Below are 15380 nucleotides of genomic sequence, written 5' to 3' on the forward strand. Positions count from 1 at the left end.
ATGACGGTAATTTATTTCGGAATAAGAGAAAAAGTAGCATGTGGGTAAGATGGTAAACGTGGGAATAAGTGAAGATATGCGGGGGTATTTAAAATAAAAAAGCACTGCCTGAGCAGTGCTAATGATTCTGATATCAGGCAATTGCCTGATAAGCCCTGATAATTATCAGGGCAGAATATCCGCTATTAAGCAGTTTTCAACACAATCATTGATGATTTGCAGAAAATACATTTAGCGCCATGTGGGTTCATTTTCGTAATATCGAACGCGGAGGTGCGATATTGTGAACTCTGGCAATGCGGACATCTTAAACGATTATAAATGCGAATAATTACAGACCTAATACATTTGTTGCAGACGGACCTTTTGGACCATCTTCAACTGAAAACTCAACACGCTGACCTTCATCAAGTGAGCGATAATCAGTGCCCTGAATGGCTGAGAAGTGGACGAAAACGTCCTTGCTGCCATTTTCAGGAGAAATAAAGCCGAAGCCTTTTTCTGAGTTGAACCATTTTACCGTTCCAAGAATTTTATTAGACATAATTTTTACCTTTTAAATGAGCCTATTGGCGTAAGGGCCGAGTTGCAGATACGAATCAGAACTTAGGATAAGACTCAAAGAGAAAGGGCTTGAAGCGGCACTAACCGGGATGAGAAATACAATGGGAACTAACCTTCTAACTGTCTGCTATTCAGACCGACGACGCATTAACGCATTTATCTTACCAGGTAGCAAGGTAAAAAAATTTTTATTTCATATAAAAAAGAAAAGCAGAAAATAAAAAAACCCACCGAAGTGGGTTTAATCATCAATCAGGCTGCTTGTCGCCCGACTCCGGTGCCAGACTCTCATCGTCTTTTTCATGCTCATCCGGCTTCACCTTGGTATCTTCTTCAAGCTCATCCGCTTCAATCGGTCTATCAGACATAAATCCTCCTGAGTTGCCTAGAGAATTAAGTATAGATGCCAGCATAAAGGTAAGCCTAACGCGTGCAGACAATTTATTATTATACAGATAAAAAAAGACCGAATACTATTTTTTTGTATAAAAATCATGGCATTGAAGAAGACGGTGGCGACTTTTTGGCTGCCCATCATTTGGACACTCACCATAGTGTGAACATATAATGTGCATAATTATAGTGGGCCTACCAACTAGCGGAGTGCCCTTGAAACTGTATCCCATGTCTTAGGTATTGATGAGGTTTTATTTTTTAGCAATAACCTTTAAATTTTTATTTATTTCTTTTGTACTGCAAATCCATACAATATCTCTGATATCACCTATTTCAAGTCTATATGCCTTGCACTCATTATTTTCCTTTCGGACTGCCACTCTAAATTCAGACTGATGAGCGTATTTATTATTTTTCTTGAAAGCACTATCAAGCGAGGATTCATCAATTGAAAAAGAGTCCGTATTTTCGTCGTAATACTCTACAGGCTTGTATGAATACTCGTCAATTTCGTGATTATCAATGCATCGTTCCAATTCTCTTTTAATCCTGTTCATAAACTCGGGAACATTATGAATTACTGCTGCATGCTCACCTAATTTATATGACTCATCAGGCAGTCGATAATATGACTTTAACAGCTCATATTCATCTTCATCAAAAGAATCCTGATCTAATATTCCATGTGAATGCAGATAAGTTAAGCAAAACACATTAATCTGTTCCATCCAATTCATACTAAATATAATTGGGCCAACCATATCTTGAGGGTTTATCTGCACACCATTTACAGATAGAGTCAACTCATGGGGTTGACTAATTTGATAAGCCCCCTCATGCTTATCGGCAATGTTATATTTAGTTTCTTCGTTTAAACCTCGAAAATATTTCAGCGCATTCATGTACAGTGAGCCATTTAAAAATTCCTCACGAAATGCTCTTTCACTAAAAACCTTCACAAAAAAATGTATATCTCTTTTCATAACCAAACCACGAAGCTATTTTAATAATCAATAAAATCAGCATGTAAAATTAAAGCCGATGCTTAGCCTTCCATTTTTGCAGCCCACTCAAAACTATTCATAGCCTCACCTGTATCACGAATGACAATGTCACCGTCAATCCTATCAAGCCTGAACGTCTTGAATTTACGAGACAAATGGCAATAACCTTCTACGTACTCACCATCAAAGCTTTTAACATCTACGTCTCGGAAACTACTTTCACCTTTACTATTCACATATGAAAATGCGACGTTTTTGATTTCTGCATCCTTGCCTTTTGCATGGTTTACTGAGCGATACTTACTTGGTTTATTCTTGTTACTGGCTAAATCAAAATCTCTTACAGCGTCAGCATGACCGCTTAATATATCGTTGTTATTCGTAGGTGCTTTATAATTCCGATTGCAATACCAAACGACAAATGCACCGACCATCATCATAATTATCGAGATCGGTACTGAATCAGATGGCGACACTGCCAAACCGGCAGCTGTTAAAAAATACCATGCTGAAAAAACAGATTTACCAACTTTCTTACCAATACTTTGCTGCTTTATACAAATGCTGCGAATAGACCAGATTGCTAAAATCAAACCCAAAATTGCAAAAATCATATCCATGATTCATCCCTAATTAAAAATTATAATCCATCGTCAAAACTACTTTACCAGCAGTCTTTACTTCCTCAGCGCCACAAGTGAAATTTGTTCCCTTATTAGTAACGCTAATTTTACGTCCCGGTAAAAGAGCAATGTCATAAACATCGTATTTACCGTCTATTCCCATTAACCAACGCCCATTACTAATCTCGCCAATATTCATATCAACAACCCACGCGGAGTTACTGCTCGATATGAACACCGGTTCAATAAGACTTTGAGAGATAAAACTGAGGTTGATTTCCCACAGTCCAGCTTCATGTAAGCTGCCAGCTACTAGATTTCGTCGCGGGATGGAATGGTTAGCGGATAATTTATCCGTTTCAATTTGCTGCTTGCCTTTGCCTAATGCAAGCCATTGGAGATCGACACCGGTCTCAAGTGCACATGCGACAACTACGTCACCGGGGAAATAGTTTCTCCTTATCCAAGTGCTAACCGTACCTGATGAAATTCCTAAAAGCTCACAAAGCTGTTTTTGTAGTGTGAATCCATACGCATCCATAATTCTGCGCAACACGGCTTTACCTCCATTGGAGGTAATTTCATTCAATAGACTCTCGCCAGACGGTAGCTCAGCACCACGCTTATAATTTGCTTTTGCAAGTTCGCCATTCACAAGCCATTGCAGGTCTACACCTGTATCGAGCACACATTTAATAATTGCACTACCCGGCACACTGTTGCGTTGAGACCAAGCACTTACATTGTTTGAAGGCACATTAAGCGCCTCAGCCAATGCGCGCTGTGTCGTTACGCCATAAGCCGAAAGCAGCCTTTCAATCACTTCCTGAGCATTTGACTCGAAGTTAGACATACAAATACAACCACAAAAGTAGTTTACATGAGCACAATTGTGATCTAACGTATGCACACACCACATGTTACACCGTAGAACACACCTATCAACTGGAGATACTGCGTTATGCATACTGAAAATGCAAACAGTCAGAACGCATTTGACTTAGTGCAATCTCAAGATTTTATTGCCAATGTCGCTGCGATTTTAATGCCTGCCATTAGTGAAGCGGTTAACGACGCCGTGAACAAGGCTGTTACACTCGCGACTTCACCAACTATGTCTAAGCAAGACTTCGCATCTGCTAACCGCATCAGCCTGTCTGTGCTGGAAAAATGGATCGCTAACGGCGTTGTGCTGCTTGCCCCTACTCCATCCTTCACCTACACACAGAACCGCACCAACCGTAAGACCGGTGAAGTGGTAGAAACCACCATGACCAAACATGGCAATCCGCTTATCAATGTTGCTGCCTGGCGCGAAAAGAATCGTCAACAGGCAATCAAATGTCGCTACATCAAACCATAACTTGATTTTGCAAGTTGAGGGCTATTTGCACATGTTTGATTTCAAGGTTTCTACCCATGCGCATTATGACGATGCCTGCCGTAAATTCGCTTTATCACACAACATGGAAGACGTCGCCAAGCAATCCGGAATGCGCGCCCAAACTCTGCGTAACAAGCTCAACCCAGATCAGCCACATCAGCTGACAGTGCATGAGGTTCTGACGCTTACCGATGTCACAGAAGATGCGACGCTCATTGATGGCTTACTTGCGCAAATCCAGTGCTTGCCATGCGTCCCGGTTAACGAAGTTGCCAACGACAAACTGCCGCTGTATGTGATGAAAGCCACCGCTGAGGTTGGGCAGTTAGCGGCTGGCGCAATTTCCACTGAGCAATTGAGCGCTAGTTGCAAACGTAGCCTGCTGCAAAACGTTAACAGCGGTATTCGTTGTTTAACACTCGCCGCACTGGCCGTCCAGGCGCGCATACAGGCAAACCCAGCTTTGTCTTCAACAGTCGATGCGATCAGCGGTCTTGGCGCGTCGTTTGGCGTGGTTTGAGGTGCAGTCATGATTTCATTTGCTGCACAGCTCAAAAGACAAAGCCCGTCAATGTCCTACGGACATGGCTGGATTTTAGGTGACAACGGTAAGCGCTGGCATCCGGTTAAAGAGGTTTCAAGCGCACCACGAAATCAAGCAACACCCAAGAGAGGCAAGTCATGGCTATTGAAGGCGATTCAATGCTTGTCGAACTGAGCGCCGGTCAACGTGTCGCGGCACTCAATCACGTTGCGTTGTTGCGCTCGCAATTTAAGGGCGGCGACAGTGAACAGGATTTATCGCGATTCTTCGACTCAATGCGTGATGTTAGAGACAGCAATTATCAGGACAATAAGCGCGCATTGAGCGCCATCTTTTTCCTGGCAAATATTGGCAAAGACCGACACAACGCCGATTTTAGCGAATTAAGCACCAATGAAAAAACCGCAGTCATACGTGCAATGAACCAATTAAAAGCCGTCGTGAGTTTTTTCCCTAAGCGAATGACTCTCTCTAACTAAATAACCCAATGCAATTAACTGGCGTAAACCCGCCGGGATTCACTTTGCCCAAAAACAGGAAATTACATGCTGAATAATTCATCCCAACCTAAACAAACGGCTTCATATATCGATCTCGACATGATGCTGAATGATGCGCGTAAAGAAGAACGTCGCGGTAGTGCTGACCTAATGGTCAACCGTCTGAACATCCTCGCTGCGAAAATCCGGCACGACGAATTATCGCCGATTGAAGCCGCTGAGCTGCTCCATCAGGAAATCGAAAGAATCCAAACACAAATCGCGGAGGCGCACTAATGGCCGACTCAATGGATATCGTGCAGCAGCGCACCGAGGAAATGCTCGAACGTAACATCGCGCTCGTCGTAAACCGTGCCCCTGCGATTAGCGCTTCTTTCTGCGAAGACTGTGACGCTCCAATTCCTGAATTGCGTCGGCGAGCCTATCTTGGCGTTACTCGCTGCGTTTCTTGTCAGGAGATTATAGAGCAGCGCGGAAAACATCTGCAGGCTAAAGCCTGATGAAAGAGAATTATGCTTACCCGTGGAATGCTCCACGGGAAGCCATTGCCAGCCCCTATCCTACTTATAAGGAACTGCGAAGCCGCGATCAGTTGATTGCGGCTTTGGCGCATGCTGAGCAGTTACTCGCTCAACAGCCAACGCTGATTCAGCTCGATGTCAGGCGACGCGTCGCCGAACTGGAAAAATCACAGGGCATTGCCCGTGCCAATGCGTACTTAACGAAGACTTTTGTTGAGCGCACATTGCCACGCGTCGAATGTGTAAATGCAAAGTATCGGCTCGACGAAATGAAGGTCAACACGTTTAATTTGCTGACAGCAAATGCCGCAAAGGATATCGGTGCGGCGAGAGTTTGCGGCGCGCTATGGGAGTTAATGCGTCGTTTTAACCGCTTGCCGGATATGGCTCGCGCCGATGTTGATTTGCTGGCTGGCGACATTGCCAACTTTGCCCTGGCTGAACTGGTGCAGGCGCATACTCAATCTGACAACGAATCAGATTATAAATACACGCACCGCATTTACATGACCGCAGCTACCATCACTCGCGAATTCAATCAAACACCGCCGTTGTGGGAAAAAGTAACGTCCAGATTCTTTGACCCGGAAGAAATCACACCTGCGATCATGCGCATGCAAACCGAGAAATGGTGGAAAAGTCGCCTGCGTCGTATCGCGACGTCATGGCGTGAACATCTGCAAATCGCTCTCGCTAACGTCAGTAAGAAACACACACCCTATGCCAGCAATATGACCGTGTCGGAATGGCGCGAGCAAAAGCGCCGCACGCGTGAGTTTCTTAAAGGGCTTGAGCTGGAGAATGAAGAAACCGGCGAGAGGATCAGCTTAATCGACAAGTTTGATTCCAGCGTGTCGAATCCCGCCATTAAGCGCTGCGAGTTGATGAATCGCATTCGCGGCTTTGAAAATATCTGCAACGAGATGGGCTTTGTTGGCGAGTTCTACACGGTCACCGCGCCTTCTCGTTACCACGCCACTATCAAGACCGGTCATCGTAACCGCAAGTGGAATGGTGCCAGCCCGGCAGACACGCAGCGTTATCTGTGCAACGTGTGGCAGAAAATTCGCGCCAAGCTGCATCGCGAAGAGATCCGCATCTTTGGTATCCGTGTTGCCGAACCCCATCACGATGCAACTCCACATTGGCACATGCTGATGTTTATGCTGCCTGAAAATGTTGATCGCGTACGTGAGGTGATTAGCGACTATGCATGGCGCGAAGATGGCACTGAACTAACCACCGAAAAGGCACGTAGAGCGCGCTTCCATGCGGAAGCTATCGATCCCGATAAAGGCAGCGCCACCGGTTATGTGGCGAAATACATCTCAAAAAATATCGATGGCTATGCGCTCGACGGCGAGCTGGACGACGAGAGCGGCAAAGAGCTGAAAGAAACTGCCTCAGCCGTTTCAGCATGGGCGGCGCGTTGGCACATTCGCCAGTTCCAGTTCATTGGCGGCGCACCGGTTACTGTATATCGCGAGTTGCGCCGCATGACAGACAGCGAAACCGCGCACGGACTCAGCATCGAGTTCGCTGCTGCACATGACGCAGCAGATGCTGGCGATTGGGCTGGCTACGTTAACGCACAAGGCGGCGCATTTGTTCGCCGTGATGAACTGGCCGTACGTACATGGTATCAACCGAGTGAAGACCTCAATGCCTATGGCGAGGAAACCATGCGCATCAAAGGCGTGTATGCAACAGACGCTGGCGCTGATACGCCGATTCTAACCAGACTGACGCAATGGAAGATGGTGCCGAAGCGTGTCGTTGATTTGGCCGTTGACGTTAAGGGCGCGTCCGCGTCCTCTTGGAGTTCTGTCAATAACTGTACGGCCCCGCCGGATGATGATCCCCCTATCGACTTCACGCGCTCGCCGAGCCGTGCCGAGAGAAGACGTATTTTGAAGAGATTGCATGAAAGCACGCCTGCAAAACCGCGAAAAAAACGACAGGCGCCGGTTTCTGATAAATATCGCGATCAACGTAAGCAGCTGAAAGACAGTTTTTATGATGTCTCACGCCTAACCCTTTCCGAAGGTGAAGTTACGCGCATGATGATGGGGCACAAGCTCAAAGTTGGCGCGCAAATATTCTGGAGTGGAACAAGCGGCCATCTTTTCGTTGAACGTAGAAAACCTTCTACCGCCCTGCAGCGGTTTGATGCATTGGCCGCTCAACATCGAAAAAGCCGTAATGTTCAATAATCCATCGGTCGGACAAATCCGAGCCATACGATTGTTTACGATTCCTTAACGCCATGATACTGTTTATACATACAGTATATTTTATTGATAAGGAGTTAATTAGCTGATGGACATCGATAATCTGAGCGAGACCGTTGCCAGAATCCAATTTGTAGCCGACGTATCACTCATCGCACACTGCAAGGAAGATGAATTGAAAATGGCACTGTCGATGATCAGTGACATGGCCGGTTCGATTGACACCTCACTTTACCAGGACGCTATCTACTGCCAGGCAGAATGATCGCCAGTAGTTCCAGCACTGCGACTTAGCCACCGTTTCGGTGGCTTTTTTGATGCTGCAGCAGAACGCATGTAGGTGCGTGATTTCGCATGATCCAAACAGGATCGCTAATCTCCCTTCTGCCCACGGCTGGCGCGGTATGAGGTGAGGCATGCAGTTGCATTAAAAATGATGCACAAAGCGGGCAGGCGTGGCGGGGAAAGCATTGCGCGCCAGCATATAAACTTGTTAAAGCACCATCCTTATAGGATTGGGTATAATGAATCATGTTGATGCTTTTAAGTAGCTTGTACTAATCTTAAGTAATCAATAATCAAGTAATTTCCACTAACCGAGTTGCATTTATCTCCATTCTGATAAAATATAATAACTCATAGGACTGTTTGAATTTAGGTGACTTAACTTAAATTACTTCAAGGATAATATGGACGCTAAAAACTTTCGGCTTTTATGTGATGAAGTTTCATCGCAACCAGTGTTAGAGAAACTATCCACTAAAGATGCGTATGCTGAAATACAGAGCTTATGTAATGATTACAATTGGAATATTCGAAGGGAGTGTTTCTTTTTAAAAAAGGAATTAATATTTGATTCAATATGTTACGATCATGAATTTAGACCTCATTTCGCTGTTGCCAGCATGATATTTGATGCTTCAAATTTCACTTTATCCATCCAGAATGCAGTTAACACTGGAAGTAAGCCTTGGCGTAGATTATTAGAAATTTGCTTTTCGGCTAAAGATGATTCTCATTATTTTGATTCTTCATATGATCACTATAGCTTTTACAATAAGACTGTAGACTTTTCCCGCTCCGCAAAGGAGCTTATTGCTTTGGGTATCAACTTTAAAATAGTTGATAATCGATACTATATCGACGAAAATTCACATGCGAAAATTGATAATATCATTAATGATTATGTTATTAGAATTGGTGGAATAAACATAATAAACATGACATTTCAGATATTATCAAATATTTACACCCCTGATCAACAGCGCTTTCAAATTTATAGAAAAACAACTCAAGGAATTGATAAAATTGAGCCCGAGTATCCTTGGGGCTACATTATAGCGTTAGGTGCTAAACACTCTAACAATATAGGGGATGCTGGTCCGTCAACATTATCTAGTTGCTTCATGGATTTCGTTAACTTTATGAGAACTCTTGTATCTTGCTTTGAGATACAGCCATATTCCGTTTGGGAATCAATACATGTTAGCCCGGAAGATTTTATTCAATTCTTACAAGATAATGTACAGTATGATAATTTAATTTCTTTTTTCCAGATTAAACAAAGTTATGCTTTAGAGATTATGGAATTTATTAGTGACAAGCATGACATGAGCCTTACCAGTTACGGGCTTAAACTTAGAACAATATTCGACGTAGCTAAAGCGCTGATGAATTTAAGTGACCCTCTTTCTATCAAGGTAATTACTACAGAGGATATAAGAAGCATTTCACAATCCAGCAAAAAAAATATTAATATTGCTTTAGAAAAAATATTCCAAACATCTGAAAATCAAGGGCTTGCATTTCCTCCATCAAGTGAAGATATTGAGCACGTACTAAAGCCAGTTACAAATTTTAAAAATAGTAAAGTAATTCTTCCGTCAGGAATCACATGTTTAGCAGCTATTAACTCAGCGATAGTTCAGATAAGTAAACCTGATGGGGTGTTTATTAATACTTCAGATAGTAAAATCGGTCCATATTTAGAGGCGTTTTTATCCAGCAGGTTCAAGAAATCTGGAATAAAGGTTTTTAGCGGGGATTTTAGGTCAGCTGATGGAAAAATAAATGGGGATTGTGATCTTGTAATATCTTCCCCAAGATTTTTTTATATATTTGAACTCAAAAAGAAATCTTTGACTCGTAAAGCCATGGCTGGGCACGATTATGCGCTAATCAAAGACCTTGGCGACAGTGTCATTCGCTCACAGGCTCAATGCGCTAAAATAGAGTATGTATTGACACATGACAATCAACTCACATTGAAAAAAAACAATATTAAAGAAATCATAACTTACAGTGGAAAGCCGATTCAAAAAATATCAGTCAGCTTGAATGATTTCGGTGCACTTCAAGACAAGATTGTTTTTTCTACAATTTTAAAGCTGGCAGTTCAAACTAACTTCTCATCCAGTGATCCGAGTATCGATTCAAACTTGATTAAATGGAGGGAGCATTTGAAAAACTTTATTAGTTATAGAGAACTCACTGCCAAGATAAAAGATCATGATGATAATCAATTCATGGATAATACATTCATGAGCTTACCGCAATTAATGACAATACTCGATGACTGCACTAACATTCAAGATTTTGATGAGAGATTCCAAACAACTAGGGCTATGACATATTCGACTCGCGATTTTTATAAGGAGTATATGCAAATATCCAAATTAAAAAAAGCCGTATAAGCACGGCTTGAATATTATAGGCTATATGGAGTGAAAGATATTATTTCATCATTAAACCATGTATTTAGTTCTTTCATCCTTTCCTGCAGCGGCGTAAGTTCATTTCTAACAAATACCTGCGCCGCCTTAACCGCATCACCAAACCCACCTGTATTATCAGGGACAATCCCCATCATCTGAGGCGGCACGCGGTGCGCGCTTAGCAGATCGTCGCGGCTGGCCTTCTTAATATTGAAAAAGTCATCACGCGTTGCCACTTCGCTGAGCGGCAAAATTTTGATGCCATCCGGCTTTCCGTTAGGTGCATACATAAACAGGTTGCGGAAGTTGCCGATCCCTTTGGTATCGCGCATAGCCTGCCGCATGCGCTCTATGTCGCTGCTGCTCTGAGCTGCGTCGGTCATGTAGAGAATGTAACCGGCGTGCGCGCCGTTCTGGTAATACTTGCGGCGGAATAGCGTAGCCGACTCATTCAGCCAGGCCGAGTTAAGCGCGCTGAGATATTCCGGCAGGCCGTACAGCTCCTGATTAATATCCGGTTCGATAAGGTGGAACACCTGATCCGTATCGAACTGGTGCGCCTCCTTCCATTCCCCAACAAACCAATACACGCCCTCCTCCACTCCTCGCCGCGTATATTTAGCCGGTGACGTTTCAAGGCGCAGCGGCTGACCGAGCGTGTTGCGACGCAGCTCGGCAAAGGCATTACCAAACACCAGATAATCCAGCGCGAACTTGCTGAACTCCTGCTGACTCAATAGCGGGTGCGGGATAAAGGTTGAAGCCAGAATGTTGCGCTTAACGTACAGCGGTGAGCTGTGATGCACCGCCGAGCGCAGGCTTTTCGCCAGCCCGTGAAAGCTGACCGGCGGCTCGTACCACCGCCCGTTATGGATGCACTCGGTGTAATCCATAATGTCACGCTTATCGAGTACTGCCGTTGGCTCGCCGAAGCTGAACGCCTCGAACGGTTGTGGCTGTGCCGGCGATGGTTGCGATTGGGCCGTGAATGCCCTACGGTCTTTGCGTTTGCTCATCAGTAGAATTCCATGAATGAAGGGTTATCGCCGCCGCTGGCAGCGGTAAGCGGTTCGTTAAGCAGTGCGTGCATGATTGCCCACGCGACGTCGGCGTGGCTGGCCTCTTCGCTGCGGCTGGCTTCGTAGGTGGAACGGTTGCCACTGGCGGTCATGGTTTTGCGGATCGCCATAAACGATTGGGTGATATCCGTCTGGCCCGCGTCGTATTCGAGTCGCCCGCTGCTGATGGTGTCCTTCGCTTTCAGCACCATCGCGGTTTTTACTTCGGGCGAATATTTGATTTCGCGCGCCGCCGGAAAGAACTGGCGCACAAGCTGAAACACGCCCTGACCAATGCCGGTCGCATCTACGCCGATGTATTCCACGGTGTATTTTTCGGTGAGCTGCTTTATCGACTGCGCCTGTGCGGCGAAGTCCATGCCGCGCCACTGGTGGCGCTCCAGTACGCGGAATTTGCCGCCTTTCACAAGCGGCGGCGCGATAACCGCACATCCGGCGCTGTCGCCGGTATGCGAGGGATCGTAGCCAATCCATACCGGGCGATAGTCGAACGGGCGCAGCGCGTAAGGGTTGAAGTCCGTCCATTCCTCCAGGCTGTCGACCATGCAGGTCTGCAGCTCGGCGAACGGGAACACGCTGGCCTCATCATCGACAAATTCACACATCAGCAGGTTCTGATATTCAGACGGGCTATATTCGAGCTGCAGCTGATCGATATCGAACAGGTTGCAGCCGCCGGTCAGCGCATCCTCAACCGTGACAATCTGCCGCCACTGACCGTCGCCGCACAGCGCGCCTTTCGCCAGGTGCGAGTGTGAGAGATCCAGCTCGATGCGGTCATCTTTGTTACGGCGCCCTTTGTTGAACAGCTCGCCAGACCAGAACGGATAGGCGCTGTGCGACAGGCTCGACGGCGTGGAAAAATAGGTCGTGCGCCACTTCTTGTGCAGCGACATGCCGCTGGCGACCTTACGCAGCTCCTGAAACTTCGGTATCCAGAAATATTCATCCAGGTACAGATTGCCTGTGTAGCTCTGCGCGGTGCGCACGTTGGTGCCGAGGAAAATCAGGCGCGCGCCGTTGGGCAGCACAATCGGATCGCCTTTCAGGTCTACGTCCACCTGACGGGCGAAATCGAGTATGAAGTTTTTGAAGACGTGCGCCTGCGCCTTACTGGCGGATAAGAAAATCTGATTGCGCCCGGTGGTCAGCGCATCAATCAGCGCCTCGCGGGCAAAGTAGAACGTTGCGCCAATCTGGCGCGATTTGAGGATGTTGCGGATGCGGTGCGCGAGTCCGGCCTGATGCCAGCCGAGCTGATACGCAAAGCAGCCGTCCATAAACAGGCCGGTGAGCTTGTCGGTCTGCTCGTCGCTGAATACGTTCTTGATTACCGGCTGGCGCTCGCCCTTATTGCGGTTGCGCACGTTGGGATTGAGATCCGCCTCGTTGCCGCTGCTGCGGTAGCGCTCGACGCGCGCCAGCCGTTCAATCTGACGCCCGAGGGCGTCTATCTCTTTATAATCACCGTTCCCCTTGACCTCTTTCATGATGAGCTGAATCAACCGCGCTTCCATGCTGGCTTCCACGCGACTGATGGGCGCGATGCTGTCCCATTCGTCGCGCAGCTTCCAGCTCTGCACGGTCGGCGTTTTCTGTCCAAGCGTCTCCGCTATCTGGCGCACGGAAAATCCCTGCCAGTAAAGCAGCGCAGCCTGACGGCGCGGATCGCTGATGATGGTGCCGGGTGTCATGTTCATGCCGGTAAGGCTACCGGTGGCAAATTGGGCGCGCCTGCACTCGCTGTTTGCTGATGTATGAGCGGGCTGACATGCGTTGAGGGATTGGGTGGCGGCGGTGAAACTGGCCCCGAACCGAACCAACCCACTGACCGGAGCCTGATTAATGGCAACTAAAGCAAAGCGTTTCCGCATCGCTGTGCAGGGCGCAACCACCGACGGTCGCGAGATTTCCCGCGACTGGATTTCGCAAATGGCGAAAAACTATGACCCCACCGTCTACGGTGCGCGCGTCAACATGGAACACATCAAAGGCTATGCCGCCGACAGCACGTTCCGCCGCTTTGGTGACGTCACGAAGGTCGAAGCCGAAGAAATCACCGAAGGGCCGCTGGCGGGTAAGCTCGCGCTGTTTGGCTACATCGATCCCACGCCAGAGCTTGTTGAGCTGACTAAAGCACGCCAGAAGGTTTACACCTCGATTGAAGTGAACCCGAAATTCTCCGACACCGGCGAAGCCTATCTGATTGGTCTGGCCGTGACCGACGATCCGGCAAGCCTCGGCACGGAATACCTGAGCTTCAGCGCCACCGCCAAAGCCAGCCCGCTGGCGTCCCGCAAGCAGGACAAAGAGAACCTGTTTACCGCCGCCGAAGAAACTCTGATCGAGTTTTACGACGAAGCCGACGCAGGCCCGTCGCTGCTGTCGCGCGTTAAAGAGCTGTTTACCCGCAAAGAAAAAACCGACGACGAGCGCTTTAGCGACGTGAGCGCAGCGGTCACTGCCGTCGCTGAGCAGGTGCAGAAGAACGGCGAAACCCACTCGCAGCAGGTGGCCGCGCTGGACAAAACCTTTTCCGATCGCATTGCAGTGCTGGAGCTGGAAGCCGGTAAAGACCGCGAAGCACTGAGCACCCTGCAGGAGACGCTGGCGAAAACTGACGGCGGCTTTAACCGTCGTCCGCCTGCAACCGGCGGCGACAACAAAGGCAGCGTACAGACGGACTGCTGATACGCCGTATTGAGTAAACCCGAATACTGATGAACAGGAGCGCCAATGCGCAAGAATACCCGCTTTAAATTTAACGCCTATATGTCCCGCGTCGCCGAGCTGAACGGCGTTGAAATCGACGACATGAACAAAAAATTCAGCGTCGAGCCGTCGGTCACGCAAAAGCTGATGACCCGCGTGCAGGAGTCGTCCGCGTTTCTGACCCGCATCAACATCGTGCCGGTGCCGGAAATGAAAGGCGAAAAAATCGGCGTCGGCGTGTCCGGCTCGATTGCCAGCACCACCGATACCGCTGGCGGCGACGAGCGCGAAACCGCTGATTTCTCTTCGTTCGACAGCCAGGGCTATGAGTGCGCGCAGGTCAACTTCGATTTCCACATCCGCTACAACACGCTTGACCTGTGGGCGCGTTATGACGATTTCCAGACCCGTTTGCGTGATTCCATCATTCAGCGACAGGCGCTTGACCGCATCATGATCGGCTTTAACGGCACGCACCGCGCTAAAACCTCCAATCGTGCCGCCAACCCGATGCTGCAGGACGTGGCGGTAGGCTGGCTGCAGAAGTACCGCAACGAAGCGCCGAGCCGCGTGATGAGCAAAATCACGGAGGAAGATGGCACGGTGATTTCGCCCAAAATCCGCGTGGGCAAAGACGGCGACTACGCCAACCTCGACGCGCTGGTAATGGACGCCACCAATAACCTGATCGAGCCGTGGTATCAGGAAGACCCGGAGCTGGTCGTCATCGTTGGCCGTCAGCTACTCGCCGACAAGTATTTCCCGATTGTGAACAAAGACCAGGCGAACACCGAGCAGCTGGCCGCTGACGTTATCATCAGCCAGAAGCGCATCGGCAACCTGCCAGCGGTGCGCGTGCCGTACTTCCCGGCCAACGCCATGATGATCACCCGCACCGATAACCTGTCGATTTACTGGCAGGAAGGCACGCAGCGCCGCCACATCGAAGAGGTGCCGAAGCGTGACCGCATCGAAAACTACGAATCCGCTAACGAGGATTACGTGGTGGAGGACTACGCGGCGGGCTGCGTGATTGAAAACATCGAACTCGGTGATTTCAGTGAACCGGCTGAAACCAAAACTGAAACCCCGGCAGCGGGAGAGTAAC

General features: G+C 47.8%; 18 protein-coding genes. 11 read left to right on the forward strand and 7 right to left on the reverse strand.

Annotated elements, in window-relative coordinates:
- Positions 1-185: 185 nt before the first annotated feature.
- The 5 genes from K5Y32_RS24835 to K5Y32_RS06820 all read right to left on the reverse strand — a co-directional run bounded on the left by K5Y32_RS24835 (position 186) and on the right by K5Y32_RS06820 (position 3440).
- A complete protein-coding gene (locus tag K5Y32_RS24835) occupies positions 186-329 on the reverse strand; it encodes a cold-shock protein (protein WP_101764610.1) in 144 nt (47 codons plus the stop codon).
- A gap of 2 nt (positions 330-331) precedes the next feature.
- Complete coding sequence (locus K5Y32_RS06805; protein WP_007889586.1) at positions 332-544, reverse strand: cold-shock protein; 213 nt, start codon at positions 542-544, stop codon at positions 332-334.
- Between the two features lie 667 nt (positions 545-1211).
- Positions 1212-1943 (reverse strand): hypothetical protein, encoded by a 732-nt coding sequence (locus K5Y32_RS06810; RefSeq protein WP_222182335.1) that lies wholly within the window; start codon positions 1941-1943, stop codon positions 1212-1214.
- A gap of 62 nt (positions 1944-2005) precedes the next feature.
- The gene (locus K5Y32_RS06815) at positions 2006-2584 is read right to left on the reverse strand and encodes a WYL domain-containing protein (RefSeq protein WP_222182337.1); all 579 of its coding nucleotides are present in this window, start codon (positions 2582-2584) and stop codon (positions 2006-2008) included.
- A gap of 13 nt (positions 2585-2597) precedes the next feature.
- Positions 2598-3440, reverse strand: a complete 843-nt coding sequence (locus K5Y32_RS06820) for a phage repressor protein CI (RefSeq protein WP_222182339.1) — start codon at positions 3438-3440, stop codon at positions 2598-2600.
- 108 nt (positions 3441-3548) lie between these two features.
- Between K5Y32_RS06820 and K5Y32_RS06825 the strand changes: the two genes are divergently transcribed.
- The 9 genes from K5Y32_RS06825 (at position 3549) to K5Y32_RS06865 (ending at position 10460) form a co-directional block, all read left to right on the forward strand.
- A complete protein-coding gene (locus tag K5Y32_RS06825) occupies positions 3549-3950 on the forward strand; it encodes a hypothetical protein (protein WP_097097112.1) in 402 nt (133 codons plus the stop codon).
- 31 nt (positions 3951-3981) lie between these two features.
- The gene (locus K5Y32_RS06830) at positions 3982-4491 is read left to right on the forward strand and encodes a phage regulatory CII family protein (protein ID WP_222182921.1); all 510 of its coding nucleotides are present in this window, start codon (positions 3982-3984) and stop codon (positions 4489-4491) included.
- Between the two features lie 9 nt (positions 4492-4500).
- Positions 4501-4689: a phage filamentation protein Fil family protein gene (locus K5Y32_RS06835; RefSeq protein WP_222182341.1), complete on the forward strand. Its 189-nt coding sequence runs from the start codon at positions 4501-4503 to the stop codon at positions 4687-4689.
- Complete coding sequence (locus K5Y32_RS06840; protein ID WP_222182344.1) at positions 4653-4994, forward strand: DUF5347 family protein; 342 nt, start codon at positions 4653-4655, stop codon at positions 4992-4994. Before K5Y32_RS06835 ends, K5Y32_RS06840 begins: the two co-directional genes overlap by 37 nt.
- 66 nt (positions 4995-5060) lie before the next feature.
- Complete coding sequence (locus K5Y32_RS06845) at positions 5061-5291, forward strand: DUF2732 family protein (protein ID WP_222182345.1); 231 nt, start codon at positions 5061-5063, stop codon at positions 5289-5291.
- On the forward strand, positions 5291-5515 hold the full coding sequence (locus K5Y32_RS06850) for a TraR/DksA family transcriptional regulator (protein WP_222182347.1): 225 nt from the start codon (positions 5291-5293) through the stop codon (positions 5513-5515). The genes K5Y32_RS06845 and K5Y32_RS06850 overlap by 1 nt, the downstream gene beginning before the upstream one ends.
- On the forward strand, positions 5515-7749 hold the full coding sequence (locus tag K5Y32_RS06855; protein WP_222182349.1) for a replication endonuclease: 2235 nt from the start codon (positions 5515-5517) through the stop codon (positions 7747-7749). Before K5Y32_RS06850 ends, K5Y32_RS06855 begins: the two co-directional genes overlap by 1 nt.
- A 106-nt stretch (positions 7750-7855) precedes the next feature.
- The gene (locus K5Y32_RS06860) at positions 7856-8032 is read left to right on the forward strand and encodes a hypothetical protein (protein ID WP_222182351.1); all 177 of its coding nucleotides are present in this window, start codon (positions 7856-7858) and stop codon (positions 8030-8032) included.
- Positions 8033-8456: 424 nt separating this feature from the next.
- Positions 8457-10460, forward strand: coding sequence for a hypothetical protein (locus K5Y32_RS06865; RefSeq protein WP_222182353.1), 2004 nt, complete (start codon positions 8457-8459; stop codon positions 10458-10460).
- A 14-nt stretch (positions 10461-10474) separates the two neighbouring features.
- Here the strand turns inward: K5Y32_RS06865 and K5Y32_RS06870 are convergent, their stop codons facing one another.
- Together K5Y32_RS06870 and K5Y32_RS06875 are read right to left on the reverse strand one after the other, a co-directional pair.
- A complete protein-coding gene (locus tag K5Y32_RS06870; RefSeq protein WP_222182355.1) occupies positions 10475-11497 on the reverse strand; it encodes a phage portal protein in 1023 nt (340 codons plus the stop codon).
- Complete coding sequence (locus K5Y32_RS06875; protein ID WP_222182357.1) at positions 11497-13260, reverse strand: terminase ATPase subunit family protein; 1764 nt, start codon at positions 13258-13260, stop codon at positions 11497-11499. The genes K5Y32_RS06870 and K5Y32_RS06875 overlap by 1 nt, the downstream gene beginning before the upstream one ends.
- Positions 13261-13405: 145 nt before the next feature.
- On the opposite strand from K5Y32_RS06875, the gene K5Y32_RS06880 reads away from it, so the two are divergent.
- Both K5Y32_RS06880 and K5Y32_RS06885 read left to right on the forward strand, forming a co-directional pair.
- Positions 13406-14251 carry a GPO family capsid scaffolding protein gene (locus K5Y32_RS06880; RefSeq protein ID WP_222182359.1) on the forward strand — a complete coding sequence of 282 codons (846 nt, stop codon included), beginning with the start codon at positions 13406-13408 and terminating at the stop codon, positions 14249-14251.
- 45 nt (positions 14252-14296) lie between these two features.
- On the forward strand, positions 14297-15379 hold the full coding sequence (locus K5Y32_RS06885; RefSeq protein ID WP_222182361.1) for a phage major capsid protein, P2 family: 1083 nt from the start codon (positions 14297-14299) through the stop codon (positions 15377-15379).
- The last annotated feature ends 1 nt before the right edge of the window (position 15380 follow it).

The sequence above is a fragment of the Pantoea sp. DY-15 genome (genome assembly GCF_019795935.1).
GTDB classification, from domain to species: domain Bacteria; phylum Pseudomonadota; class Gammaproteobacteria; order Enterobacterales; family Enterobacteriaceae; genus Pantoea; species Pantoea leporis.